Raw genomic sequence first — 23,927 nt, 5'->3', positions numbered from 1 at the left:
CTTAGAAAACCAGTTGAGCAAGCTTGGTATCGAGGTAGTCGGCGATGCCTTCGCTGCCGCCTTCGCGACCCATGCCGGAGTGGTTGGTGCCGCCAAAGGGGGCTTCCGCAGCGGCGAGGGCAAAGCTGTTGATGCCGACCATGCCGGCGTTCAAGGCCGCCACGGTGCGCCGTGCGCGGTCAGGCGAGCGGGTGAAGGCGTAAGCCGACAGGCCCATGTTCGAGGCATTGGCGCGGGCGAATACTTCTTCCTCGGTGGAGAAGCGGCTGATGGCGGCAATGGGGCCGAAGTTTTCTTCGCTGAATACACGCATGTCATCACGCACATCCACCAGCACGGTGGGCTCGAAGAAAAATCCGCTCTGCAGATGGGCAGGGCGCTTGCCGCCGTGGACGACTTTGGCACCGTCGTTCACCGCCGCGGCGACGATGGATTCGATCTCGTCCAGGCGGCTGGCATTGATCAGCGGGCCCATACCGGTGTCGGCTTGCAGCCCGTCGCCGAGCTTGATCCTGGCCGCGCGGCTGACGAAGCCCTGGACGAAGGCGTCGTACAGGCTGTCATGCACGAAAATCCGGTCGGGCGTGACGCAGACCTGGCCGCAGTTGGCGAATTTGGTCCCGACCGTCAGGTCCAGGGCAGCTTCGATGTCGGCATCCTCGAAGATGATCAGCGGTGCGTTGCCGCCCAGCTCCATCGAGACCTTTTTCACCGTGTCAGCCGCATCGCGAATCATCTGCTGGCCGATGCGGGTGGAGCCGGTAAGGGAGACTTTGCGCACCCGCGAATCGGCCATGATGGGAGCATAGGTATTGCCCGTCGAACCAATGACCAGGTTCACCGCGCCATCGGGCAGGCCGCCGGCCCGCAGGCAGTCGACCATCACCATGGCCACGCCCGGGGTCTGCGACGACGGGCGCAGCACCACCGGGCAGCCGGCCGCCAGTGCCGGGGCCAGTTTGCGGGCCGGCAACGCCGCCGGAAAATTCCAGGCTGAAAAAGCCCCGACAACCCCGACGGGCTCGTGGGTGATCTCAAAGCGTCCGCCCGGCACGCGACTGTCGACGATGCGCCCATAGATGCGTCGGGCTTCTTCCGCGCACCAACGAAACTGTTCACAGGCGAGCATCCATTCACGCCCGGCCTGCGCGATGGGTTTGCCCGTCTCCGCGCAGATCATGCGTGCCGCCTCGTCGCTGCGCCTGATCATTTCGTCGGCGGCTTTATGCAGCGCCTCAGCGCGACCAAAACCGCCCAGTTCACGCATTTTTGCCAGGGCGCCGTGGGCCGCGTCGAGTGCTTCGCCGGTTTCGGCCGCCGTCGCCATGGGTACACGTCCCAGAGGCCGCTCGGTGACCGGTGAGATGACCTCGGCGCTCGCGGAGCCGGGGATCCAGCGCCCATTGATGAAAAGTCCGTATTGTTCGTACATGGTTTTTATTCGACTTTGCTGGTTTCGTGGTACGCCCCTCAGTAAGGGACCCGTGTTGCCAAACAGGATGAACGAGGTTGAGCGCAGCGCTTGCAGCGTCCCCTCGTTCATTGACCCCGGCGGCGCCGATGCCAGCCCTGGAAAAGATTCCAGCATCGGTATTCCCTGTTGAATATCTGTTTGCAATAATCATTGCGAAATGATCATATTGTCAATATATATTCCTAAAACAACAATGGCAGTGCTTCCGGAGGAAATAAAATGACCCGCAAAACTGTGCGCATGACCATGGCGCAAGCCCTGGTTCGCTATCTTTGCAATCAGTTCACCGAGATCGACGGGCAGCGCGTACCGCTGTTCGCTGGTGTATTCGGGATCTTTGGGCACGGCAACGTAACCTGTCTTTCGGAGGCACTGGAGACGGTCCAGGACGTGTTGCCCACATGGCGGGGGCAGAACGAGCAATCGATGGCGCTGGCGGCCATCGGCTTCGCCAAAGCCAAGCGCCGGCGCCAGATCATGGTGGCGGCGACGTCCATCGGCCCGGGCGCGCTGAACATGGTGACCGCCGCGGGTGTAGCGATGGCCAACCGGCTACCGGTCTTGCTGATTGCCGGCGATACCTTCGCCAGCCGTCTGCCCGACCCGGTCCTTCAGCAGGTCGAACACTTCAACGATCCGTCGCTGACCGCCAATGACTGCTTTAAAGCCGTGGTGCGTTACTGGGACCGCATCGTGTTGCCGGAGCAACTCTTGCAATCCCTGCCGCAGGCCGTGGCAGCCTTGCTCGACCCGGCCGATTGCGGGCCGGCCTTCATCGGCCTGGCGCAGGACACCCAGGAGATCGCCTACGATTACCCTGAGGTGTTCTTCGAACCCAAGGTGTGGAAGATCCCTCGCCCGCGCGCTGATCGCGACGCTATTGCTGCCGCGGCGGCCTTGCTGAAAACCGCCAAGCGTCCCTTGATCATCTCCGGTGGCGGCGTGCGTTACTCCGGTGCCGAGGAGGCGTTGGCGGAGTTCGCGGCCAAACGCGGTATTCCCGTGGTCGAAACCATCGCCGGCAAGGGCGCACTGACCCATGACCATCCGGTGCATGCCGGCCCGATCGGGATCGTGGGGTCGACCTCGGCCAACAGCCTGGCGAAAGAGGCGGATGTGATCCTGGCCATCGGCACGCGGTTGCAGGATTTCACCACCGGCTCGTGGACCGCCTTTGCCCATGACGCGCAGTTCATCTCGATCAACGCCGCGCGCTACGACGCGATCAAGCATCGTGCGCTCTCGGTCGTCGGTGATGCGCTGGAAAGCGTTGGCGAGCTGGATGCCGCCTTGGGAGGCTACAAGGCTGATGCCCAATTGATGGCGCGTGCCCGTGCGCTGTTCGTTGAATGGAACGCGCTGCTCGACCACTACCAGCAGGCCAGTGACGCACCGGTGCCGTCCTATGCCCAGGTGGTTGGGGTGTTGAACAAGGTCGCGGCTCCGGGCGATACCTTGATTGCCGCGGCTGGCGGTACGCCGGGCGAAGTCACCAAGGGCTGGCGGGTGAAGAACCCGCACACCTTCGATTGCGAGTTTGGTTTCTCCTGCATGGGCTACGAGATCGCCGCCGGCTGGGGCTGCGCCATGGCGCAGGATGGTCCGGGCGCCGCCGGTGGCACGCCGATCGTGATGCTCGGCGACGGCACCTACATGATGATGAACTCAGATATCTACTCCGCGGCTCTTACCGGCCACAAGATGATCGTGGTGGTCTGCGACAACGGCGGTTATGCCGTTATCAATCGCCTGCAACAGGCCAAGGGCGTACCGGGCTTCAATAACCTGCTTACCGATTGTCGAATCCAGAATCGCCATGATCCGTTGCACGTCGACTTCGTCAAACATGCCGAATCCATGGGCGCCAAGGCGCGTCACGTGGCTGATCTTGCAGAGCTCGAGCAAACCATGATCTGGGCCCGGGGCAACGAGGGCGTGACCTTGATTTCCATCGTCTCCGACGCCTGGAAGTGGGTGCCTGGTGATGCTGATTGGGATGTGGGTGTCCCCGAGGTCTCGACCTTTGAAAGTGTCCGCGCTGCTCGTGCCGCGCAGGAAAAAATTCGTGAAGCTCAACGGTTGGGTGTGTGAGATGAAAGCAAAACTTGGTATTGCGCCAATTGCCTGGTGGAACGACGACCTCGAAGAACTTTCCGATGACGTCAGCCTCGAAGAGTGCCTGCGCCAGGCCTCCGTGGCCGGTTTCACCGGCATGGAAACCGGGCGTCGTTTTCCGATGAACATGACGGAGCTGGGTCCGATCCTGTCGCGCCATGGGATGTCGGTGTGTGGCGGCTGGTTCTCGGGCCTGCTGCTGGACGGCGACCTCGAGGCGGAGAAGGATCGTATCTCTGAGCAGTTGGACTTCTTTGTTGCCGCGCAGGCGCCCTGCCTGGTGTATGGCGAGACCGCCAGTTCGATCCAGGGCGTGCGCAGCGCGCCGCTGGTGACAAAACCGAAAATTTCCGAGGTCGAGATGGCCGCCTATGGCCGCAAGGTTTCCGACTTTGCCGACTGGTGCGCCAGGCAGGGCATGCCGCTGGCGTACCACCACCACATGGGCGCCGTGGTCGAAACAGAGGCGGAATTGGACCTGCTGATGAAGCATTCCACGGTTGCGTTGCTGTTCGACGCGGGACATATGTCTTTCGCCGGCGGTGACTTGCTGCGCGTGATCGAAAACCACCATGCGCGGATTATCCACGTGCACACCAAGGATGTTCGTAGTCCGGTGGTGAACGGCCTCAATCGCACTCGGGAGAGCTTCCTCGATGCGGTGATCCAGGGCGCGTTCACTGTGCCAGGTGACGGCAGTCTGGACTTCGAAGCCCTCGTCAAGGCCCTGGCCAGCAAGGGTTACGAAGGCTGGTTCGTGGTGGAGGCCGAACAGGATCCTCGCCTCAACCCGCCACTGGAAATGGCCCGCAAAGGCCACGCCGAATTGCTCAGGGTCATGGCGGCGGCGGGTTATCAAGTCGTGAAGTAAGCGTTGCCAATCCGCCACTCGCAGCGGGTGGCGGATCGCTTGCGAACAAACACCTCATTTTTCAACAGGGACATTTCAATGTCTCCAGGAGCGTGCATCTCTAAAAAGACCGATCCGACAGTCATTCAATAAATCAGGCATGAAAATAACAATAATCTGGAGTGCAGTTGATGTTGAAATCCCTAGTCAAGCGGGACCCCTTCGTTCGTCCAAAAATCAGCCTTGCGCTTTGTCTGGTCAGCGGCTTCGGTGTGCAAGTAGCATCGGCTGCCGATACCTTCGGCCCGTCGCAATACGCATTGGGCGATTGGGGCGGAGTGCGTTCCGGGCTATACCAGAAAGGCTATGACTTTTCCGTCGAATATGTGGGCGAAGCCGCCGCCAACCTGCGTGGTGGATACGATAAAGACCATACGGCACGTTATGCCGATCAACTGGCGCTGGGGACCAAGCTCGACCTGCAGAAAATCGCCGGTTGGGACGACGCTTTATTCCAGCTGACTGTCACCGAACGCAGTGGCCGCAACCTGGCCAATGATCGCATCAGCGATCCCCGCGCCGGGATGCTCAGTACGCCTCAGGAAGTCTATGGCCGTGGCCAGACCTGGCGGTTGACGCAGATGTGGTTGAGCAAAGGGCTGCTGGATGGTGCGCTGAACGTCAAGGCGGGTCGGTTTGGTGAAGGGGAGGACTTCAATACCTTCCCTTGTGACTTCCAGAACAACGCTTTCTGTGGTCCACAGGCCGCTAACTGGGCGGGATCGGTCTGGTACAACTGGCCGGTCTCGCAATGGGGGTTGCGCGTGAAGTACGCGCTGTCGTCTGAAGTCTACGCGCAGATTGGCGCCTTCGAAGTCAATCCATCGAACCTTGAGGTCGGCAACGGCTTCAAGCTCAGCGGCAGTGGCAGCAAAGGTGCACTCATACCGGCGGAAGTGGTCTGGTCGCCTAAGGTCAATGGGCTGCCGGGCGAATACCGGTTGGGTGGTTACTACAGCTCGGCCAAGGCCGATGATGTCTACGAGGGCGCGGATGGGCAGCCGCAGCCGGTGTCAGGTGGCGCTTTCCGCCGCCGTAGCAACAAACACGGGGCCTGGGTGGTGGCCCAGCAACAACTCACCAGCCGTGGTGGGGACCCGGCGCGGGGGCTGAGTGTGTTCTTCAACGCCACGGTGCACGATAAGGCGACCAACCTGGTGGACAATTTCCTCCAAGCGGGCTTCGTCTATAAGGGGTTTTTCGACACTCGGCCAAACGATGACTTTGGTGTTGGCGTAGCCAGGATCCACGTCAACGAAAATGTGACCAAAGAGGCACAGCTGACCAATGAATTGGCAGGCATCAATGATTATGACAACCCCGCCTACATGCCCGTGCGCCACAGCGAATGGGACGCCGAGATTCACTATGGGTTTGCCTTGGCGCCGTGGTTTACCATCCGTCCCAACCTTCAGTATGTCGTTCACCCAGGCGGCGTGGATGAAGTGGACAACGCCCTGATTGCGGGGGTGAAGTTCATCACCAAGTTCTGACATCTGCCATTTGCGTCGAAGTGACAATATGTGCGCGTTTGGCCCTGTGGAGCCGGGCTTGGTCCGGTTCCACAGGTGCCCAATCGCCGACGCGATCACGCGGTTTGAAATCCGCCTGACAGCTTCTGCTTCAAATAACTGACCAATGCCGTCACCGATTTAGGGACATGGGGCGAGTAGGGGCGAATGAGATAAATCTCGTCGGCGAAGGCCCCCGTCAACGTCCAGTCCTTGAGCACCTGCACCAGCTTGCCGCTGGCAAGCGCGGCATGGGCGCTGAAGTCAGGTAGCAGGGCAATGCCCAGATGGCTGAGCGCCGAGTCGCGCAACGCTTCGCTGTTGTTGGTGGCAAAGCTGCCGGCGATGGGCACCGTGATGCGTTCTACATTTTTTGCGCCTCGTTTGGTTCGTTCGAAGGTCCAGGCGGGTTGATCAGTGCCGCGCGGGTAATAAAGACAATTGTGGGTGGGGAGCTCTCCAGGCTCTCGGGGTTCACCCTCGCGCTGCAGGTATTGCCGGGTGGCGACGAGTACGGAAGCGGTGTCGCAGAGTTTCCAGGCCACGTGTGTTTCCGGCACCTGGAAACCATGCCTGACTGCCAGGTCATATCCCTCGGCGGCCAGTGAACTCAGGGCATCGGAAACATCCAGTTGAATGCGCACCTGCGGATACTGCTGGAGGAATTCAGCGAGGTGAGGCACCAGTTGCTGCCGGGCGAAGGCAACGGGCGCGGTCAGGCGCACCAGGCCGCGGATTTCCCCCGCCGAGTCCCGCACCGAGGAAAAACTGCGGGCAATGTGCTCATAGGCGCTGCGCACTTCGCGGGTCAATGACAGCCCGGCATCGGTAAGCCGCACGCTGCGTGTGGTGCGGGTCACCAGACGCGTGCCGGTGGCCTTTTCAAGATCGCTGATGCGTTGGCTGACTGCGGATTTACTGACACCCAGGCGTGCCGCGGCCGCAGTATAGGTGCCTTGTTCCTCTAGCACCGATAGCCAGTGGATATGGCTCCAGAGTCCTTCGATTTCAGATTTTTCCACGAGTTTATTGTTCTCATAAATGCACAATCAGTTCTGGATTCTGCTCTGGTTTGGAACAAACTGAAAGCCTATCGTGAGTTTCACCGCTGGCTTGCAACGCTGCCAGCCCAACTCTCAACCTGGATCAACTGCCATGACCACCTCGATCGAGCATTTCATCAATGACCAACGCGTTTCCCGCGATGATCGCTATCAGGACGTCTACAACCCTGCCACGGGTGAGGTGACTGGGCGCGTTGCGCTGGCGAGCCGCCAGACCGTTTCCGAAGCTGTCGAGGCGGCCAAGACCGCGTTCCCCGCCTGGAGCGATACTCCACCCATCCGCCGTGCGCGGGTGCTTTTTCAGTATCTGCACCTGCTGCGCATGCGCAAGGACGATCTGGCACGCATTATCGTCGCTGAGCACGGCAAGGTCTTCACTGACGCCCAGGGTGAAGTGGACCGTGGCATCGATATTCTGGAATTCGCCTGTGGTATTCCGAACCTGCTCAAAGGTGATCATTCCGACCAGGTATCCCGAGGCATGGATAACTGGACCATGCGCCAGCCTCTGGGTGTTGTCGCCGGCATCACGCCCTTCAACTTCCCGGTGATGGTGCCCATGTGGATGTACCCGGTCGCCATCGCTGCCGGTAATACCTTCATTCTCAAACCGAGCCCGACTGATCCGAGCGCGGCCCTGTTCATGGCTGAGCTGCTTCGCGAAGCCGGGCTGCCCAAAGGTGTATTCAACGTTGTTCAGGGCGACAAGGAATCGGTTGATGCACTGATCGAGCACCCCGACGTCAAGGCGATCAGCTTCGTGGGCTCCACGCCCATCGCCCAATACATCTACGAAACCGGTGCGCGCCACGGTAAACGTGTGCAAGGCCTGGGCGGCGCGAAAAACCATATGGTCGTCATGCCCGATACGGATATCGAGCGTACCGTCGATGCGCTGATCGGTGCCGCGTTTGGCAGCGCCGGCGAACGTTGCATGGCCATCTCGGTGGCGGTCCTGGTCGGTGACGTGGCGGACCAGGTGGTCGCGGCACTGACCCGGCGCGGTCGTGAGTTGAACATCACCGACGGCCGCGACCTGAAGGCGGAGATGGGACCGATCGTTTCGCGGGCCGCCCGTGAGCGAATCAGCGGTTACATCGCTCAAGGCGTGGAGGCGGGTGCGCAGTTGCTGCTCGATGGTCGTGACTTTGTACCGGCCGAGCCAGGCCTGGAGAACGGGTTCTGGTTGGGGGCGACACTGTTCGACCATGTCACCGCCGAGATGAGCATCTACCGCGAAGAGATCTTTGGCCCGGTCCTGGCCTGCGTGCGCGTACCTGACTTCGCCGCAGCGTTGAAACTGGTCAACGAGCATGAGTTTGGCAATGGCGTCAGTTGTTTCACCCGCGATGGTAATGTCGCCCGCGAATTTGCCCGTCGTATCGAAGTGGGCATGGTCGGCATCAACGTGCCAATTCCAGTGCCGATGGCCTGGCATGGTTTCGGCGGCTGGAAGAAAAGCCTGTTCGGTGACATGCATGCCTATGGGGAGGAGGGCGTGCGCTTCTACACCAAGCAGAAATCGATCATGCAGCGCTGGTCGGAGAGCATTGAACAGGGGGCCGAGTTCGCGATGCCTGTCTCCAAATAACCTGAGTCTCAAGCGTTACCGCCTGCGCCGGGAGTGGGCTTTGCCCTTCTCGGCGCAGGGTAAAACAAGAATAAAAAAGGACGTGCCATGAGCGCTGACATTGAAAAACAAGTGACGAACAAAATCTTCTGGCGGCTGTTGCCGTTGCTGATTTTGCTCTACATCGTTTCGTATCTCGACCGTGTCAACGTCGGATTCGCGGCGCTGACCATGAACACCGATATCGGTCTGAGCAGCGCGGTCTTTGGATGGGGGGCCGGGTTGTTTTTCATTGGCTATTGCCTGTTCGAAGTGCCCAGCAACCTGATGATGATCAGGGTCGGTGCGCGGCGCTGGATTGCCCGTATCCTTTTTACCTGGGGGCTGATTGCCACCTGCATGGTGTTTGTCGAGGGGCCCAGAAGCTTCCTGACACTGAGGTTTTTGCTGGGGGTGGCGGAAGCCGGATTCTTCCCTGCGGTCATTCTTTACCTGACCTTGTGGTTCCCGGCACGTTATCGAGCCCGCATTATCTCGACCTTCATGTTGTCGATCCCGATTTCCCTGGCAGTCGGCGCGCCGATTTCAACCTTGCTGCTGGAGCTCGATGGCCTCCAGGGCCTCAAGGGCTGGCAGTGGTTGTATATCGTCGAGGGGGCCCCAGGCATTCTGCTGGTGGGTGTAGTGCTCAAGTACCTACCGGATTCGCCACGGCAGGTGCATTGGTTGAATGATACGCAGCGTGAATGGCTGGCCGGTGAACTGGCAAACGATATCAAGGCCAATCCCCCCAGGCTCGATAGTAAGAGTTCACTGTGGGAGGTGTTTCGCAGTCCCGCCATCCTGGTGTTGTGCGCCCTGTATTTTTGCGTCGCCGCAACCAACCTCGGGCTTTCGATGTTTTTGCCGCAGATCATCAAACAGCAAGGCTACAACGGCATGGCGATTGGTTTCGTCGCGGCCATTCCTTATGTCGTGGGCTGCATCGGCATGGTCACCATCGGCCTGCTTTCCGACCGTATCAACAAACGCAAACGGTTCCTGATCATCGCGCTGCTGTTCCTAGCCGGTGGCCTGGCAATGGCGGGGTGGATGCCCGGCACCTATCTGGCAATCCTCGGCATGTGTGCCGCAACCATTGGCATGATGGGCTTCAAAGGACCGTTCTGGCCGTTGCCGTCGCTGTACCTGAGTGGCAGCAGCGCGGCAGCCGGTATCGCATTGATCAACTCCGTGGGCAACCTCGGTGGTTTCTTCGGCCCCGGGCTGGTCGGCATGGCCAAGGACATGACGGGTAATTTCGAGAGCGGGCTCTACCTGCTGGCGGGGCTGGCGCTGTGCGCCTTGTTTCTGACCGTTGTTTTTGTCTCGGACCCTGATGAAGTAGCGCGACAGAAGGCCTCTGCCGAGTTGGTCTTGCCCAAGCCGTGAGTGTGGCGGCGATGCGGGTGGAGAAATACCCAATAAGCGCGGTGTAGGCCTCATTTGGCGGTCAGGTCAGCGCCGGCCAGCCCCGCAGATATGGGCAACAGGACTCTGAAATATTTACTGGATCACCGCGCTGAGCAGCTATTTGATCTAACCTCTTGATGCCACCGTATGAGGACAGCTCTACCACGCTCGGTCTTCTTAGCGTTGCGGTTCCTACCGAAGGTGGGCAAATCTGTCTAATAGAATCGGCTGCTTGACGGGCTGCATTTGTTTTTACTCTGAGCGGTTTAACGTGGATGGGTTATTGCAATGATGCCGGTTAACGATCAAGGAGATTTCAGATGCCTCAAGTAAAAGCAAGCGGCAGTCACGCGGTGGCATTGGTAAAGGATGACGTTGTTTTTGAGGACGTCTCAATATTTTTTATTATTGCCCACGGCATAAAAGTTGAAGGAAAGTTTATCAGTAATTTCAGTATTTACTTTCCATGGGGGGTTGATAATTTTGGCTGGTATGACACGGACAATGGGTTCCCCTTGCAAGAGATCTATAGAAATCTGCGTCAAGGTCGGCCGCAGGGGCTAACACCGAACCTGAGTTTAAAGTCGGAGCTGGCACCGACTCAAAGTCCACTCGACATCTTATTGTCAGGCATTTTGCCGACAAAGACATCTGTTCGTGCCTCATGGGAAGAACCCTTGCTGACAAGAACGATCTGTGAAGTACCTAATATTAATTTGACGCCAAAGGATCTCACACCGGTTTTTTGCGAAAAAATGTTGTTGAAGTATTATCTGGATGGTGGGACGGAGGACGTCGGTATTGTCTGCCTTAAAAAAGATGAAAAATTAGATGACGTATTAAGGCTTCTCGGCGTAGCGCTGAAAATGGACAAGTACTCGGACGTGTTGGCGATTTGCCTGTGTTGTAGTGTGGCGTCTGGCGACGAGGGTAACGCCCACAACAGAGCAGATGGTTATGTCCAGGTTCTTGATTAAACACGATCAGCGCCATGGCAGCCCCCCGCCCAAATGGCAACCAAACCTTGCGAGAGCCAATCGGACCCCGGTGGCTTGCTGCTTTGTGGCGCGCGGCCAGATCGGCACGTAGTTGTGGTGTGCCGATGGCGCTCATGCGGGGGCAACTTTGCCTGTCGGTCGTTGAGTTTCAGTCGTTCAAGGGCTGAGGAAGTCCTGATAATTGGCCTTGGTAATGAGCTGATAAGGAATGGTCAACTGTGCTGTATAGGGTTCTTTGCGGACCATCTTCAGTGCTAAATCAATGGATCCGACGGCCTGGCGTTTGTTGTCCTGGTAGACGGTTACCACCAGTTGATCCCTCTTGATTGCATCGAGGCCGGCGGGGCCGCCATCGCTACCACCCACCAGGATGTCCTTGCCCGGGCGCATGCCGGCTTGTTTGATGGCCATCGCCGCGCCAATGGCCATTTCGTCGGCATTGGCGGCCACGGCATCTATTTTTTTCCCCGACAGAATCCAGTTATTCATCAGGTCCATGGCCTTGCCACGCTGCCATTCGGCGCTTTGTTCCTCGACCACGTGGATGTCCGGATAGCTTTTAAGCACCTCCTTTACGCCTTGCGTGCGGCTATGGGTGGCGTCATTGGAGAGCAGGCCGAGCATGATCGCCAGATTGCCTTTGCCGCCCATTTTTTCCGCCAGGTAGCGCATTTGTATTTCGCCGGCCTTGATTTCATCCGAGCCCACATAGCCGACGCCGGGCGGCAGTTCAGCCAGGTCGGGGCGGCGGTTGACATAGACCAGGGGGACACTGGTCTTGCGCGCCTCGTCGGTTATTTTTTGTGTGGCGGCGGTATCCACCGGATTGACAATGATCGCGTCCATGCTCTGGGCGGTGAAGTTCTGTACCTGATTGAGCTGGCGTACCACATCGCCCTGGGCGTCTTCGAATTGCAGGGTGACGCCGGGCAGTTCCTTGGCGTGGGCGGCCATGTAGTCGCGCATCTGCGCCAGGAATACATCATCGACCTGGGCAATGCTGACGCCGATACGGATATCGGCCAGTGCCAGCGGTGTGAAGACAGTGGCAAGCAGGAGGGTCAGAAGTCGTTTTTTCATGGTCGCACTCCGGTTTTGTTGTTGTTTTTGGATCGTTTGGAAACAGGGTCAGGCCTGGCGTTTGGCATGCATTTGCGCCACGCGCTCGGCAAAGGCCGGGTAGGGCCAGCGTTCGTTCAGCGCTTGCCACATCAGTTGTTGCCCGGTTTGCGGGGCCAGGCCGTGCAGGGGCGGGTCGGTGTCCAGGTTGGTGGGGAAGGAATAACCGTCGGCAGTACAGGCAATCACCGCAGCCAGTCCTTGTGCGTCGAGTACTTGATCCTGCAAGCGCTGCAGCAGGCAAGGGTAGAGCGCCAACATCATGCGTTCACGGTCTATAGCCTCCATGGGTTTGCCGAAGGCCGAGGAGATTTGCAGCAGGTTGGCCATGCGCTGGCGGTCCGGTGTGTGGTTGCTGCCAGCGGCGTGGAACAGCGCCGGGTTGAAGAACAGCAGGTCACCCTTGCCCAGCGGTAGCTGCACCGCATGCTCCTGGAAGTAATCGATAAACTCGGGGCGGCGCCAGGCCAGGTAACCCAGCGCGTACTGCTGGGAAAACGGCAACAGCAGGGTCGGTCCGGTTTCCAGCGGCATGTCGGAGTGGGCCACAGCGCCCTGCAATGTCAGGTACTGGGACAGCACCTGCAAGGGCAGAGGAAAACGCTCGACTTCAGCGACCTTCTGGAACCCCAGGTGGTAATCACGGTGGGGCTGCTGGGCCTGGCCGCCGGTATGCACCACGTTGACCTGGGCCGTGACTTGGAAGTGCGGGCCCAGCCACGCTTCGGCAATCAGCCCCAGCAGCGGGTTGGCGTAGTACTCGATAAACGACGATGGCGAGTGCAGGGCGGCTTTCTGCAATGAATTCCAGATCCTCCCGTTGCTGCCGGCCTTGGCGAAGTGGTCGGCGGCCACGCCCTCGGCGGCTTCCTGGGCGAAGATCGCCTCAAACACCTGGCTGTGGCGATCAACCACCCCCAGGTCGCTATAGCCCTGGCGGACCACCATGACTCCCGGGCCGTCGCGAAACAGCCGGTGCAACTCGTTCAGCAGCGCGTGGCGGTCAGCGTCGCGCAAGGCCTGCGCCTGATAGATCGGTACATTGCCCCGCACCTCGCTGCAGTGGGGGTAGTCCTCGGGGCGGGCCTGTTGCTCGCACAGCCGCGCGAAATCGTGCAGTTGCACTGAGTCTGCCCGGACAAAGGCTGATGACAGGGTCTGATTCATCGGGCGTTCTCCGGCAAGCTCAATGGCTGCCCCGGGCGCGGCGCGCTGTCATCGCCGCAGCCGATCACGCCTTGCTCCAGATCGATCACTGTGCCGGTCATCATCCCCGACTCGCGGGACAGCAGGAACGCGACGCTTTGCGCGACTTCCTCGGGCTTGAGCAGGCGGCCGAAGGGCTGGGCGTGCTCGGCCTTCGCCAACCAGCCGTCCTGGGCACCGTGGTAGCGGCGCTGGATCTCATCCTCATGGGGGGTGTCCATCCAGCCGATGTTCAGGCCATTGACCCGGATGCGGTTGCGCAGGGCGCTGAAGGCCACGTTTTTGGTCAGGATCGCCAGGGCGCCCTTGGACGCCGAGTAGGCGCTCAGGTACGACTGGCCGCCGTGGCCGACGATGCTCTGGATATTGACGATGGCGCCTTCCACGCCCTGGCTGATCATCAGCTTCAGCGCTTCTTGCATCAGGAAGAATGGCGCCCGCACGTTGACCGCGAAGAGGCGATCGAACAGTTCCGGGGCGGTGTCCAGGATGCTCCCGCGATCCGACATGCCTGCGCAGTTGACCAGCCCGTGCAGGGTGCCGAAGTGGGTGTGGGCGGCGTCGATGACCGCGCGGCAGTCGTCGATCTGTTCCAGATCCGCCTGGACAAAAAACGCCTGGCAACCGAGTTCGGTCAACTGACGTACCTGGGCTTGGCCCTGCTCGGGGCGGCGCCCGCAAATGATCAGGCCGGCGGCACCGCGGCGCGCCAGGGTGTGGGCCACTGCGGCACCGAGGCCCTGGGTACTGCCGGTGACGACAAAGTACTGGCCATTGAACGAGGTGGCGAGGTTACTTTCAGACATGCGCTTCTCCTGGTTTTTGTTGTTATCAAGGTACCGGCTCGACGCTCGGCGAAATTGAGACTAGCATCGTGCTGACCTCGATAACGCCCGAAAAGACCTCAAAAAAACCTCAGGCCGAAACCATGATCGAACGCGCCAAACACTTCTCCATCAAGCAACTGGCCACCCAGGCGGGGGTCAGCAAGGCTACGGTCGATCGCGTACTGCACCAGCGTGGCTGCGTGCATTACCAGACCCAGCGCCGTATCGAGCAGGCCTTGAGTGAGCTCGAAGCCCAGGAAAAGAACGGCCTGGCGGTGGGGCGCACCTTTCATATCGATGTGATCATGCACACGCCGCGCCGCTTCAGTGCGGCGGTGCGGGCGGCGATCATCACCCAACTGGCGAGCCTGGCGCCGTTTCGCATTGCCCCACGTTTTCACCTGTTCGAAGAAATCGAACCCCAGGCGATGCACGACCAGTTGTTGCGCTGCCTCGATATGGGCAGTCAGGGCGTGGTGCTCAAGGCCGCCGACGAGCCGGCGGTGAACCTGGCGGTCAAGCAGTTGGCCGCGGCCGGGATTCCGGTGGTGACCCTGGTGACCGACCTGCCCCACAGCGAGCGCATCGGCTATGTCGGCATGGACAACCGCACCGCCGGACAGACCGCCGCGTACCTGTTGTCACGCTGGCTGGGGCCGCAGTCGCAGGAGGTGGCGGTGGTGATCGGCAGCGAGATGTTTCGCGGGGAGGAAGAGCGCGAAATGGGCTTTCGCATGTGGCTGCGTGGCCGCGCCGCGCATTTGCGTGTGCTGGACATCAGCGGTGGCTACGGTGTGTACGAACGCACCCTTGAACGAGTGACCGAGGCGCTGAAGCAGCATCCCGACCTCAAGGCGGTCTACAGCGTGGGGGGCGGTAACCGGGCGATCGTCGATGCGTTCGCCGCATTGGCGCGGCCGCTGGAGGTGTTTATCGGCCATGACCTGGATGAGGAAAATCGTCAGTTGCTGGTCGAGGAAAAAATCGCCGCGATCATCGACCACAATCTGCAGATCGATGCTCGCCATGTGTTCCTGCACATCCTTCAATTTCATCGGCTGTGGAAGGACGGGCCGATCGCACCCTCCCAGGTGCAGATCGTCACGCCGTTCAACCTGCCTTACTGAGCCGCATCCATGCCGCCCACGGGGGCTTACTGTGGGCGAACCCCATCGAAAGCATCCTGCAGCAGTTGCCTGATCGCTGCTGCCTCGATGGGCCGTGGGTTCCAGTAAGGATTGGCGAGGGCAATGTCCGTGGCGCGATCCAGGTCGGCCTCGGTCAGGCCCAGATCCTTGAGGCGTGTCGGCGCCCCCAGAGAGCTGGAGAGGTCGAACAGGGCGGCCGCGGGGCTGCAATCCTCGACGCTCAACGCCCGGCAGATACGCGACAAGCCTGGCGCCGCAGACTGGTTGTAGGCGATGGCGTGGGGAAGCACGATCGTATGGGTCTGCGCATGCGGCAGGTTGAAGCTGCCGCCCAGGGTGTGACAAAGCTTGTGATGCAGGGCCATGCCGACGTTGCCGAGCACGGTACCGCAGAGCCAGGCGCCATACAGGCAGTCATCGCGGGCGTCGAGATCGCTTGGGTTGTGACGGATGGTTTTCATGCCGGCGGCGAGCGCCCGAATGCCTTCCTCGGCCATCAGCGACATCACCGGATTGCCGTCCTGGGCATACAAACCTTCGGCGGCGTGGGCAATGGCGTTCATGCCGCTGGTGATGGACATATCGACTGGCAGGCTGACGGTCAGCTGCGAGTCGTAGATCACGGTTTTGGGCAGTACGCGCGGATCTTTGCCGGTGCGCTTGAGGCCGTTTTCGGTCAGGCCGAATACGGGCGTCATTTCAGATCCGGCATAGGTGGTCGGGATCGCCAGGATAGGCAAGCCGGAATCCATCGCGATGGCCTTGCCGAGTCCTGTGGTTGAACCGCCGCCAATCGCCACGGCGCAATCGGCGCCCAGCTTGCGTGCCAGTTCGCGGGCTTCACGAGCTGTTTCGATGGGCACGTGCATGACGGCCTTGTCGAAAATGTCCGCGGCACGGTTGCCGAGTAACTGGGCAATATTTTCGGCTTGGGCGCGTTGTTCCGGCGTGCAGAGGACTAGCGCACGCTTGGCACCCAGTCGATCGATTTCCGCTTCCAACTGTTGCAGCGAACTTTGGCCGAAGATGACGCGCGAGGGCTGGCCGTTATAAATAAAGGGGGACGTGGACATACGTCAATTCTCCGCAAACTGGTAGGGATGATTAATGGGTGGCGATAGGGGTCGGTTGATAGGCAAACAATTGCCAATTCATTCCAGTCCTCAGCCAGACATTTAATGTTCGGTTCTGGATTGTTTTAGCCACGCCATGGGAGGTGATATCGGCGACCATTTCGCCAAAGACGATGGCGGTGTTGCCTAATTGATAAACGTTATGAACAACGTGTTGAATTCGGTGATAGATGGAAAGTCCATCATGCAAGTTCTTCATAAAGCTGTCGCGGTTGTCCACTTTGCCACTGGAATGGACATAACTGAGTTGGGGATGAAGTAAACGCTGAATGTTCTCCAGGTCATTACGTTGCATCGCTTGATAACGTTGTTCTTCCAGCGCTGAAATCAACGCAGTGATGGACGACTCGTTGCTCATGGGACTCTCGAGATTGGGCATTAACAATGGGATCGACGACTATGCCTTCGCCAGGAAGAAGTCGAATTCCAGGGTATAAAACGGATCGCTGCTGACAGCCCCGTCCGGCGTCTCGCCGGGAGGTTGTTGAACCCACGGGGTGATCAGTGAAGAGCGCACGCCGAACACAGCGTCGGAATCCAGGTAGGGATCACCTTCGCGGAAAACCTGGGTGACCAACCGTTTGTATCCGGGTGCACTGATCACGAATTCCAGGTGCGCCGGGCGCCAGGCGTGGCGATTGAGTGCGGTGAGCATCGTGCCGACAGGACCGTCATGGCGTATGCGGTGGCTTTGCGGCACAACAGTTGAAAAAAAGTATCGACCAAGCGGGTCGGCTTGTAACAAGGCACGCTCGGTGTCGCTCACCACAGGGTTATTCAAGTCGCCACCTGCCTGGCAGACCTGAAGGGTCGCGGACGGCACCGGATTGCCTTTGGCGTCGCGAATGGTGCCCCGCAGATACCCTTTGGCGCCGTGGAGCCCGGCACTGATGTCGGCGCCCAGGTCATACACCGTGGTGTTGTGAGCCTGCGGCACGTCGAAGGCTGTCGCCTCGGTGCAACGCGCTGGCTTCCTGTCGTTCTGAGCCAGCACCAGGGTCGACAGGCCCAAGGTGTGCGACAGGAGCACAAACTCCTGGCGATCGGGGGCGCAGGCTTTGCCTACTTGTTCGAGAAACCCGATGCCGCTTCGCCACTCTTCTTCCGTCAGTTTGATATCGCGAGCGAAGGCATGAAGATGTTGCACGAGGCTGGTCATTACCTCGCACAAGCGCGCATCAGCGGTGCTGCTATTACGCGCCAATACGGCTTGTGTAATGGTCGCTTCGTCCAGATTTCGCATCTTGACTCCTTGATTTTCTTAAGCCCGAAGCACGCTTGGCGATTGCGAGAAACGTCTTGGGCCGCTCTTTTCAGGTCATAGCACTGCACGTTATAGTTCCGCACAGCGTTGAAAAAGGCCGCCTGCGAAATTCTTTATTTCATATATGAAAAAATAAAAACGGAGCACTGAATGGATCGGCTGACCGAACTGGAACTTTTTGTAACGACGGCGGAAGTCGGCACCCTGACCAAGGCGGCGGAAATACTCGGGCTGTCGAATGCCGCTGCAAGCCGACACCTGGTGGCGTTGGAGCAACGGCTCAATGTCAGGTTGATTGATCGCAACACGCGGCGCTTGGCCCTGACCAACTCTGGTCATCAATTTTATGCGAGCTGCAAGAGCCTGCTCGGCGAGTTGAAGGAAGCCGAGGCTTCGCTCAGCGACTCGCTCGTGCAGGCGGTTGGCACGCTGACGATTACCTCTTCAATCTCGTTTTGCATGCTGCATATCGCGCCGCTGATTCCGGCGTTTCGCAAGAAGTACCCGCATATCACGGTCAAAGTGCTGGGTGAAAACCGCTATTACGACATTATCGACAGCGAAATCGACCTGGCGATCAGGACCAAGGAATACGAGCCGGACTCCAACATCACCATTCGCCGTCTTGCCGAAACGCGTCGGGTGCTGGCCGCTTCACCCGGTTACCTGCAGCGCAAGGGCACGCCGCAGAGCATCGACGATCTGGCCAATCACGATCTATTGATCTACAGCCACGCCAACCAGCCCCGGGTCATGCGCTTTACCAAAGGCGATGAAGAACGCGTGGTCAAGGTCGACCCGATCCTGGAAACCAACGACGGTCAGATTGTCCGCGCAGCGGCCTTGGCCCATGGCGGCATCCTGGTGCAACCGAAGTACATCATCAATGCCGACCTGGTAGCAGGGCGCCTGATCCCGGTGCTGGATGATTGGGACTTGCCGCGCCTGACCATTAACATGGCTTTTCAAAGTCGTCGTTACATGCCAACCAAGCTGCGCGTATTTATCGATTTTCTGCTCGCGGACTTTGTCGAGCACGAGTACGAACGCTACTGGACGCGCTGACGCAGTTTCTCGCTGGACGGAATACACATTTATTTTTTTGAGGGTATTCAGTGCGGCGAGTGCAAACTATGCTCGGTTCCGCTTGATCAGTTGAACTTCTCTTGTTCAAAGAGAAGTGGCTCCCTCCGTTTGAATAGTGCTCAACAACACGACAATAAAGGCGTCTGCGTTCGCCTGCGCGTTTAAAAACAAATCTAATAATAAGGAAACGTTAAGCCCATGAAAAACTTTGCCAAGTGCACGGTTGCGGTCAGCTTTTGCCTGCTGATTCCCAATTTATCAAATGCCGCCAATGAAGCCTTTTCCAGTGATTCGCGCTGGATGACCGGTGACTGGGATGGCGTGCGCAGCGACTGGCTGGACAAGGGATTTGATATCGAGTTGGGTTACGCCGGGGAAATGGCCGCCAACATGCGCGGCGGTTATGACAAAGATCATACGGCGCGCTGGACCGAGCAATATGCGCTGGGCTTCAAGGCCGACCTGCAAAAAATCCTCGGTTGGGAAAATTCGCAGTTCCAGTTCACCGTCACCGAGCGTGACGGACGCAACCTGACCAACGATCGCATCGCTGATCCGCGAGTGGGAGGCTATTCCTCGAGCCAGGAAGTTTACGGTCGTGGGCAAACCTGGCGCCTGACGCAAATGTGGCTCAGTAAAGGCTGGCTGGACGGCGCGCTGGACCTGAAGTTTGGCCGCTTCGACGAAGGCTCGGACTTCAACAGTTTCCCGTGCGACTTCCAGAGTACGCCGTTCTGTGGCGCCCAGGCGGCGAACTGGATTGGCGACATTTGGTACAATTGGCCGGTCAGCCAATGGGCCCTGCGCGCACGCTACCAGTTCGCTCCCGAGTGGTATGCACAGATCGGGGTATTCGAGCAGAACCCCTCGTATCTGGAAACCGGTAACGGCTTCAAGCTCAGTGGCAGCGGCACCAAAGGCGCGCTAATACCGGTTGAGCTGGTCTGGAGTCCCACGGTCAACGCGCTGCCCGGAGAATATCGGCTGGGCTATTACAAGAGCACGGCCAACGACGATGATGTTCTGGAAGATCGCAATGGCAACCCCCAACCCGCCACCGGCGATCAGTTCAAACAGCACTCCAGTCGTCACGGTTACTGGTTTGTCGCCCAGCAGCAATTGACCGCTCGCGACGGCGATAGCCAGCGCGGGCTTTCGGTGTTCGCCAACTTCACTGCACACGACAAGGCTACCAGCCGGGTCGATCATTTCATTCAGGCAGGCATCGTTTACAAGGGGCCGTTCGATGGCCGGCCTAAAGATGATCTGGGCGTGGGGATCGCGCAGGTCCACACCAACTCGGACTACCGCCGGCGTGCCCGCTTGCAGAATGAACAGAACGGCATTGCCGATTACGAAGATCCCGCCTATCTGCCCCTGCAGTACAACGAAGTGAGCAGCGAGATCTATTACGGGTTCCACGTCACCAACTGGCTCACCGTACGGCCCAATCTGCAGTACGTGAAGTATCCCGGTGGTGTGCGTGAAATCGATGCAGCAGTGATCGCCGGTCTCAAGGTCCAGGCGAAGTTCTAGCCCGGTACTGCCCTGCCACGATCAATGGATTCGAACCGTGGCGGGGGTTGACTACAGTTTTCCACTCAGCGGAAAACACATTTGCCGTAGAGACATTTTTTTTCCGTTTCAATGGCAGTAGTCTCAATTCCACTGAGCGTACAAATAATTTCAATAAGGTTGACCTCATGTCCAACAATCAAAATGCCTCCCGTGCTTCGTCAAAGATTCTTTGGCGTATCGCAGCCATCACCACCATGGGGTCGCTGGGATTTGGTTACGACACTGGAGTGATCTCCGGGGCGCTGCCGTTCATGACGCTTGATGTCAGTCAAGGTGGCTTGGGCCTGACGCCCATGACGGAAGGGCTGGTGGCTTCCTCACTGATATTCGGTGGCGCTTTTGGCGCACTGTTCGCGGGTCAATTATCTGATCGCTATGGCCGCCTCGGTGTGCTCAAGGCCCTGGCCATTTTGTTTGCACTGGGTGCGCTGGGTACGGCTATAGCGCCGGATATCTGGACCATGGTCATCACCCGTTTCATTCTGGGCATTGCCGTCGGTGGTGCGTCATCGACCGTTCCGGTATTGATCGCCGAGTTGGCGGCCCCCAAACACCGCGGTCGGCTGGTGTGTCAGAGCGAGTTGATGATTGTCTCTGGACAGTGTCTGGCCTACATCACCAGCGCCGGCCTGGCGCACTTGTTCGACAGTCCGTTCATCTGGCGCTACATGCTCGCCATTGCGCTAATCCCGGCGGTGCTGCTGTACGTCGGAATGCATTTTGTGCCGACCTCACCCCGTTGGCTGGTCAGCAAAGGGCGTATCGCAGAAGCAAAAACAACCTTGGCCGGTATCCGCGATACCCAGCGCGAGGCGGACCGTGAGCTGAAGGAAATCATTGCCCAGTGCAACGTCGAACGGCACCACAGCGGCGTGCTCGGCAAGCTCAACGAACCCTGGTTGCTCAAGCTGCTTGCCATTGGTATCGGCCTGGGTTTCGTTATCCAGTTCACCGGCGTCAATGCGTTCATGTACTACACGCCGATGATTCTCAAAGAGACTGGCATGGGTACTAATGCCGCACTGATCGCAACCATCGGCAATGGCGTGGTTTCGGTGATTGCCACCTTGATCGGCATGTGGGTGATCAACCGCATGGGCCGGCGCTCAATGCTGCTACTGGGGCTGACCGTCGTGGTGCTGGCGCAAATCTTCCTTGGTGTCGTCCTCAACTTCATGCCGCATTCGCTCGTGCAAAGTTACCTGGCGCTGTCCGGCGTACTGGTGTTCCTGTTCTTCATGCAGATGTGCATCGGCCCAGTGTACTGGCTGTTGATGTCGGAGCTGTTTCCGACCCATGCCCGGGGCTTGATGAATGGCATTTCAGTGAGCGTATTCTGGATTTTCAATGCCATCGTCGCCTTCGTCTTCCCGGTTCTGCTGAGTGTGATGGGGGGCATGACCTTCTTCCTGTTCGCCGTGGTGAACATCGGCTCGATCGTCTTCTGCACGCTGTGGTTGCCGGAAACCAAGGGGCTGACCCTGGAAGAAATCGAACAGCAAATGAAGCAGCGCTTCAACGGCCGTAAATGGCGTGCTCCCGAAGTACAAGCGTATTGAAAACTGCCATTGCGCATGCCGGCGCCCAACCTTAAAAGCCGGCCGGCCTTCAAGAATAACGATCAAGGATCTCGAATCATGACTGCTCACCTGGACACCGACATCGCCATTGGCGGCCTTTTCGAAGAGGAACATTCCGCCGAAATCGTCAATGCCCGCATCTCTGCCAACGCCAACCCGCGCCTGGCAGAAGTCATGGCGGTGCTGACCCGGCATTTGCATGCAGCCATCAAGGAAATCGAACCCAGCCACGAGGAGTGGTTCAAGGCCATCGAGTTCCTGACTCAGACCGGTCAGATGTGCACTGACTGGCGCCAGGAGTACATCCTGCTGTCGGACGTGCTGGGTGTGACCATGTTGGTCGACGCGATCAACCATCGCCGGCCCAAGGGGGCCACGCCCAATACCATTCTCGGTCCGTTCTATGTGGCCAATGCGCCGCACTACGAGAATGGCGCGAACATCTGCCTGGACGGCAAGGGTGAACCGACGCTTGTCAGCGGACGGGTGCTGGATACGGCCGGCCGGCCGATCGCCGGTGCCACCCTGGATATCTGGCAGACCAACGACGATGGCTTCTACGACGTGCAGCAGAAAGGTGTGCAACCGGACTACAACCTGCGCGGGCTGTTCACCACCGATGCCGATGGCTATTACGCGTTCCGCACCGTCAAGCCGCGCCATTACCCGATCCCTGCCGACGGTCCCGTAGGCAAGCTGTTGGGTGATCTGGGCCGGCACCCGAATCGCGCAGCACATCTGCATTTCATCGTAACCGCCAACGGATACGACCAGGTCATCACACATATCTTCACGCCCGACTGCCAGTACTTGCACGAGGACACCGTGTTTGGCGTGAAGAAAGAATTGATCGCCGAGTTCACCACTCAAAGCGACCCGGCTGTCGCCGAACGTTACGACCTGCCTGTGCCGTTCCTGGCGGTCAACTGGGATTTTGTTCTGACCCCGCTCTGATTAACCGACAACTGTCTTTGACCGTTCTCAAACCACTCATAAGTGATCGTCATGCCCACTAAAAATATCGAACTCCTTGCTGCCTATTGGACCCTCGCTGGCGATACCTATCCAGGCGCTCCCAGCGAAATCAGCCCGTTCTCCCTGCAGGATCGAGCGCAAGCTGCCTCGAAAGCCGGCTGGCGCGGCATGGGGTTCGTCCATGCCGACCTGCTGCATAACGTCGACAAGCTGGGCATTTCAACGGTGCGCAACATTCTCCAAGACAACGGCATCAAACACGTGGAAGTCGAGTTCCTGACCGACTGGCACCTGGACGGAGAGCGCCGCGCGGCGTCGGACAAAACGCGCGACGAGCTGCTGGAAATTGCCGGCGAACTGGGCGCACGCAGTCTCAAAGTTGCCGGCGGACTATTCGAAGACGGGCCTCCGGATGTGCCGCGCATGCGCGAAACCTTCGCCCTGTTATGCGATCGGGCTCAACCCTTTGGCGTGAACGTGGTGATCGAGTTCCTGCCATTTTCCAGCGTTTGCACCATCGACCGTGCCATTGCCGTGGCTGAGGGCGTTCGCCCTAACGGCGGCCTGTTGGTTGACACCTGGCACGTGGCGCGTGGCGGCATGCGTTTTGATGAAATCGCCAAGATTCCCCTGGAGCTGATCAAGTCGATCGAGCTGGATGACGCCAACCACGCCATCGTGGAAACGCTGTTCAACGACTCCACGCACCACCGTAAATGCTGCGGCGAAGGCCAGCTCGACGTGCCGGACTTTATTCAGCAAGTGGTCAATGTCGGCTACAACGGGCCTTGGGGCGTCGAACTGATTTCCGCTGAGCTGCGCAAGCTGCCGCTGGAAGTGGCGGCGAAGAAAGCCTTTGAAACAACCATCGCGCAATTCGAAGGGATCAAGTTCCCGAATTGATGCGTTGAAGTCCA

20 protein-coding genes are annotated in these 23,927 nt (G+C 59.1%); 12 read left to right on the top strand and 8 right to left on the bottom strand.

The genetic code is table 11. The features are described from left to right. Position 1: 1 nt before the first annotated feature. On the bottom strand, positions 2-1,432 hold the full coding sequence (locus tag P2T68_RS19405) for an NAD-dependent succinate-semialdehyde dehydrogenase (protein WP_277378067.1): 1,431 nt from the start codon (positions 1,430-1,432) through the stop codon (positions 2-4). 261 nt (positions 1,433-1,693) lie between these two features. Between P2T68_RS19405 and iolD the strand changes: the two genes are divergently transcribed. The 3 genes from iolD (at position 1,694) to P2T68_RS19390 (ending at position 5,992) form a co-directional block, all read left to right on the top strand. Beyond that, positions 1,694-3,565: a 3D-(3,5/4)-trihydroxycyclohexane-1,2-dione acylhydrolase (decyclizing) gene (gene iolD / locus P2T68_RS19400; protein WP_277378066.1), complete on the top strand. Its 1,872-nt coding sequence runs from the start codon at positions 1,694-1,696 to the stop codon at positions 3,563-3,565. Position 3,566: 1 nt separating this feature from the next. Beyond that, positions 3,567-4,460 carry a myo-inosose-2 dehydratase gene (gene iolE, locus P2T68_RS19395; protein ID WP_277378065.1) on the top strand — a complete coding sequence of 298 codons (894 nt, stop codon included), beginning with the start codon at positions 3,567-3,569 and terminating at the stop codon, positions 4,458-4,460. Positions 4,461-4,630: 170 nt separating this feature from the next. After that, positions 4,631-5,992, top strand: coding sequence for a carbohydrate porin (locus tag P2T68_RS19390; protein WP_277378064.1), 1,362 nt, complete (start codon positions 4,631-4,633; stop codon positions 5,990-5,992). 95 nt (positions 5,993-6,087) lie between these two features. On the opposite strand, the gene P2T68_RS19385 is transcribed toward P2T68_RS19390, so the two are convergent. Next, on the bottom strand, positions 6,088-7,032 hold the full coding sequence (locus tag P2T68_RS19385) for a LysR family transcriptional regulator (RefSeq protein WP_177103698.1): 945 nt from the start codon (positions 7,030-7,032) through the stop codon (positions 6,088-6,090). A gap of 133 nt (positions 7,033-7,165) precedes the next feature. Between P2T68_RS19385 and P2T68_RS19380 the strand changes: the two genes are divergently transcribed. The 3 genes from P2T68_RS19380 to P2T68_RS19370 all read left to right on the top strand — a co-directional run bounded on the left by P2T68_RS19380 (position 7,166) and on the right by P2T68_RS19370 (position 11,073). Continuing rightward, the gene (locus P2T68_RS19380) at positions 7,166-8,665 is read left to right on the top strand and encodes a CoA-acylating methylmalonate-semialdehyde dehydrogenase (protein ID WP_277378063.1); all 1,500 of its coding nucleotides are present in this window, start codon (positions 7,166-7,168) and stop codon (positions 8,663-8,665) included. Between the two features lie 87 nt (positions 8,666-8,752). Then, a complete protein-coding gene (locus P2T68_RS19375; RefSeq protein WP_277378062.1) occupies positions 8,753-10,075 on the top strand; it encodes an MFS transporter in 1,323 nt (440 codons plus the stop codon). Positions 10,076-10,416: 341 nt separating this feature from the next. After that, a complete protein-coding gene (locus tag P2T68_RS19370) occupies positions 10,417-11,073 on the top strand; it encodes a hypothetical protein (protein ID WP_277378061.1) in 657 nt (218 codons plus the stop codon). Positions 11,074-11,250: 177 nt separating this feature from the next. On the opposite strand, the gene P2T68_RS19365 is transcribed toward P2T68_RS19370, so the two are convergent. From P2T68_RS19365 to P2T68_RS19355, 3 genes are read right to left on the bottom strand one after another with little or no spacing between them, the layout of a single operon-like run. Beyond that, positions 11,251-12,174, bottom strand: a complete 924-nt coding sequence (locus P2T68_RS19365; protein WP_277378060.1) for a sugar ABC transporter substrate-binding protein — start codon at positions 12,172-12,174, stop codon at positions 11,251-11,253. A gap of 48 nt (positions 12,175-12,222) precedes the next feature. Then, positions 12,223-13,380: a phytanoyl-CoA dioxygenase family protein gene (locus P2T68_RS19360; protein WP_277378059.1), complete on the bottom strand. Its 1,158-nt coding sequence runs from the start codon at positions 13,378-13,380 to the stop codon at positions 12,223-12,225. Next, positions 13,377-14,225, bottom strand: coding sequence for an SDR family oxidoreductase (locus P2T68_RS19355; protein ID WP_277378058.1), 849 nt, complete (start codon positions 14,223-14,225; stop codon positions 13,377-13,379). Before P2T68_RS19355 ends, P2T68_RS19360 begins: the two co-directional genes overlap by 4 nt. A 122-nt stretch (positions 14,226-14,347) precedes the next feature. Between P2T68_RS19355 and P2T68_RS19350 the strand changes: the two genes are divergently transcribed. After that, the gene (locus P2T68_RS19350; protein WP_277378057.1) at positions 14,348-15,373 is read left to right on the top strand and encodes a LacI family DNA-binding transcriptional regulator; all 1,026 of its coding nucleotides are present in this window, start codon (positions 14,348-14,350) and stop codon (positions 15,371-15,373) included. 26 nt (positions 15,374-15,399) lie between these two features. Here P2T68_RS19350 and P2T68_RS19345 read toward each other — a convergent pair whose 3' ends face one another. From P2T68_RS19345 to P2T68_RS19335, 3 genes are read right to left on the bottom strand one after another with little or no spacing between them, the layout of a single operon-like run. Further along, positions 15,400-16,467 carry a maleylacetate reductase gene (locus tag P2T68_RS19345; RefSeq protein ID WP_277378056.1) on the bottom strand — a complete coding sequence of 356 codons (1,068 nt, stop codon included), beginning with the start codon at positions 16,465-16,467 and terminating at the stop codon, positions 15,400-15,402. A 31-nt stretch (positions 16,468-16,498) separates the two neighbouring features. Further along, the gene (locus tag P2T68_RS19340) at positions 16,499-16,885 is read right to left on the bottom strand and encodes a nuclear transport factor 2 family protein (protein WP_277378055.1); all 387 of its coding nucleotides are present in this window, start codon (positions 16,883-16,885) and stop codon (positions 16,499-16,501) included. Positions 16,886-16,924: 39 nt separating this feature from the next. Then, positions 16,925-17,770 carry a dioxygenase gene (locus tag P2T68_RS19335; protein WP_277378054.1) on the bottom strand — a complete coding sequence of 282 codons (846 nt, stop codon included), beginning with the start codon at positions 17,768-17,770 and terminating at the stop codon, positions 16,925-16,927. Positions 17,771-17,941: 171 nt separating this feature from the next. Between P2T68_RS19335 and P2T68_RS19330 the strand changes: the two genes are divergently transcribed. The 5 genes from P2T68_RS19330 to P2T68_RS19310 all read left to right on the top strand — a co-directional run bounded on the left by P2T68_RS19330 (position 17,942) and on the right by P2T68_RS19310 (position 23,913). Continuing rightward, positions 17,942-18,856, top strand: a complete 915-nt coding sequence (locus P2T68_RS19330; protein ID WP_277378053.1) for a LysR family transcriptional regulator — start codon at positions 17,942-17,944, stop codon at positions 18,854-18,856. A gap of 219 nt (positions 18,857-19,075) precedes the next feature. Beyond that, a complete protein-coding gene (locus tag P2T68_RS19325; protein ID WP_277378052.1) occupies positions 19,076-20,413 on the top strand; it encodes a carbohydrate porin in 1,338 nt (445 codons plus the stop codon). Positions 20,414-20,580: 167 nt separating this feature from the next. Next, on the top strand, positions 20,581-22,014 hold the full coding sequence (locus tag P2T68_RS19320; protein WP_277378051.1) for a sugar porter family MFS transporter: 1,434 nt from the start codon (positions 20,581-20,583) through the stop codon (positions 22,012-22,014). Between the two features lie 78 nt (positions 22,015-22,092). Next, positions 22,093-22,989: an intradiol ring-cleavage dioxygenase gene (locus P2T68_RS19315; RefSeq protein WP_277378050.1), complete on the top strand. Its 897-nt coding sequence runs from the start codon at positions 22,093-22,095 to the stop codon at positions 22,987-22,989. A gap of 51 nt (positions 22,990-23,040) precedes the next feature. After that, on the top strand, positions 23,041-23,913 hold the full coding sequence (locus P2T68_RS19310; RefSeq protein WP_277378049.1) for a sugar phosphate isomerase/epimerase: 873 nt from the start codon (positions 23,041-23,043) through the stop codon (positions 23,911-23,913). The last annotated feature ends 14 nt before the right edge of the window (positions 23,914-23,927 follow it).

It is taken from the genome of Pseudomonas sp. G11, from assembly GCF_029457515.1.
Taxonomy (GTDB): Bacteria; Pseudomonadota; Gammaproteobacteria; order Pseudomonadales; family Pseudomonadaceae; genus Aquipseudomonas; species Aquipseudomonas gorinensis.
This window is presented reverse-complemented; position numbering and strand designations above follow the sequence as displayed.

Coding starts and splice junctions, on each gene's coding strand:
- P2T68_RS19405 (WP_277378067.1), bottom strand. CDS start 1,432: ATGTACGAACAATACGGACTTTTCATCAATGGGCGCTGGATCCCCGGC.
- P2T68_RS19380 (WP_277378063.1), top strand. CDS start 7,166: ATGACCACCTCGATCGAGCATTTCATCAATGACCAACGCGTTTCCCGC.
- P2T68_RS19345 (WP_277378056.1), bottom strand. CDS start 16,467: ATGTCCACGTCCCCCTTTATTTATAACGGCCAGCCCTCGCGCGTCATC.
- iolD (WP_277378066.1), top strand. CDS start 1,694: ATGACCCGCAAAACTGTGCGCATGACCATGGCGCAAGCCCTGGTTCGC.
- P2T68_RS19315 (WP_277378050.1), top strand. CDS start 22,093: ATGACTGCTCACCTGGACACCGACATCGCCATTGGCGGCCTTTTCGAA.
- P2T68_RS19350 (WP_277378057.1), top strand. CDS start 14,348: ATGATCGAACGCGCCAAACACTTCTCCATCAAGCAACTGGCCACCCAG.
- P2T68_RS19325 (WP_277378052.1), top strand. CDS start 19,076: ATGAAAAACTTTGCCAAGTGCACGGTTGCGGTCAGCTTTTGCCTGCTG.
- P2T68_RS19320 (WP_277378051.1), top strand. CDS start 20,581: ATGTCCAACAATCAAAATGCCTCCCGTGCTTCGTCAAAGATTCTTTGG.
- P2T68_RS19370 (WP_277378061.1), top strand. CDS start 10,417: ATGCCTCAAGTAAAAGCAAGCGGCAGTCACGCGGTGGCATTGGTAAAG.
- P2T68_RS19330 (WP_277378053.1), top strand. CDS start 17,942: ATGGATCGGCTGACCGAACTGGAACTTTTTGTAACGACGGCGGAAGTC.
- P2T68_RS19365 (WP_277378060.1), bottom strand. CDS start 12,174: ATGAAAAAACGACTTCTGACCCTCCTGCTTGCCACTGTCTTCACACCG.
- P2T68_RS19375 (WP_277378062.1), top strand. CDS start 8,753: ATGAGCGCTGACATTGAAAAACAAGTGACGAACAAAATCTTCTGGCGG.
- P2T68_RS19390 (WP_277378064.1), top strand. CDS start 4,631: ATGTTGAAATCCCTAGTCAAGCGGGACCCCTTCGTTCGTCCAAAAATC.
- iolE (WP_277378065.1), top strand. CDS start 3,567: ATGAAAGCAAAACTTGGTATTGCGCCAATTGCCTGGTGGAACGACGAC.
- P2T68_RS19340 (WP_277378055.1), bottom strand. CDS start 16,885: ATGAGCAACGAGTCGTCCATCACTGCGTTGATTTCAGCGCTGGAAGAA.
- P2T68_RS19355 (WP_277378058.1), bottom strand. CDS start 14,225: ATGTCTGAAAGTAACCTCGCCACCTCGTTCAATGGCCAGTACTTTGTC.
- P2T68_RS19360 (WP_277378059.1), bottom strand. CDS start 13,380: ATGAATCAGACCCTGTCATCAGCCTTTGTCCGGGCAGACTCAGTGCAA.
- P2T68_RS19310 (WP_277378049.1), top strand. CDS start 23,041: ATGCCCACTAAAAATATCGAACTCCTTGCTGCCTATTGGACCCTCGCT.
- P2T68_RS19335 (WP_277378054.1), bottom strand. CDS start 17,770: ATGCGAAATCTGGACGAAGCGACCATTACACAAGCCGTATTGGCGCGT.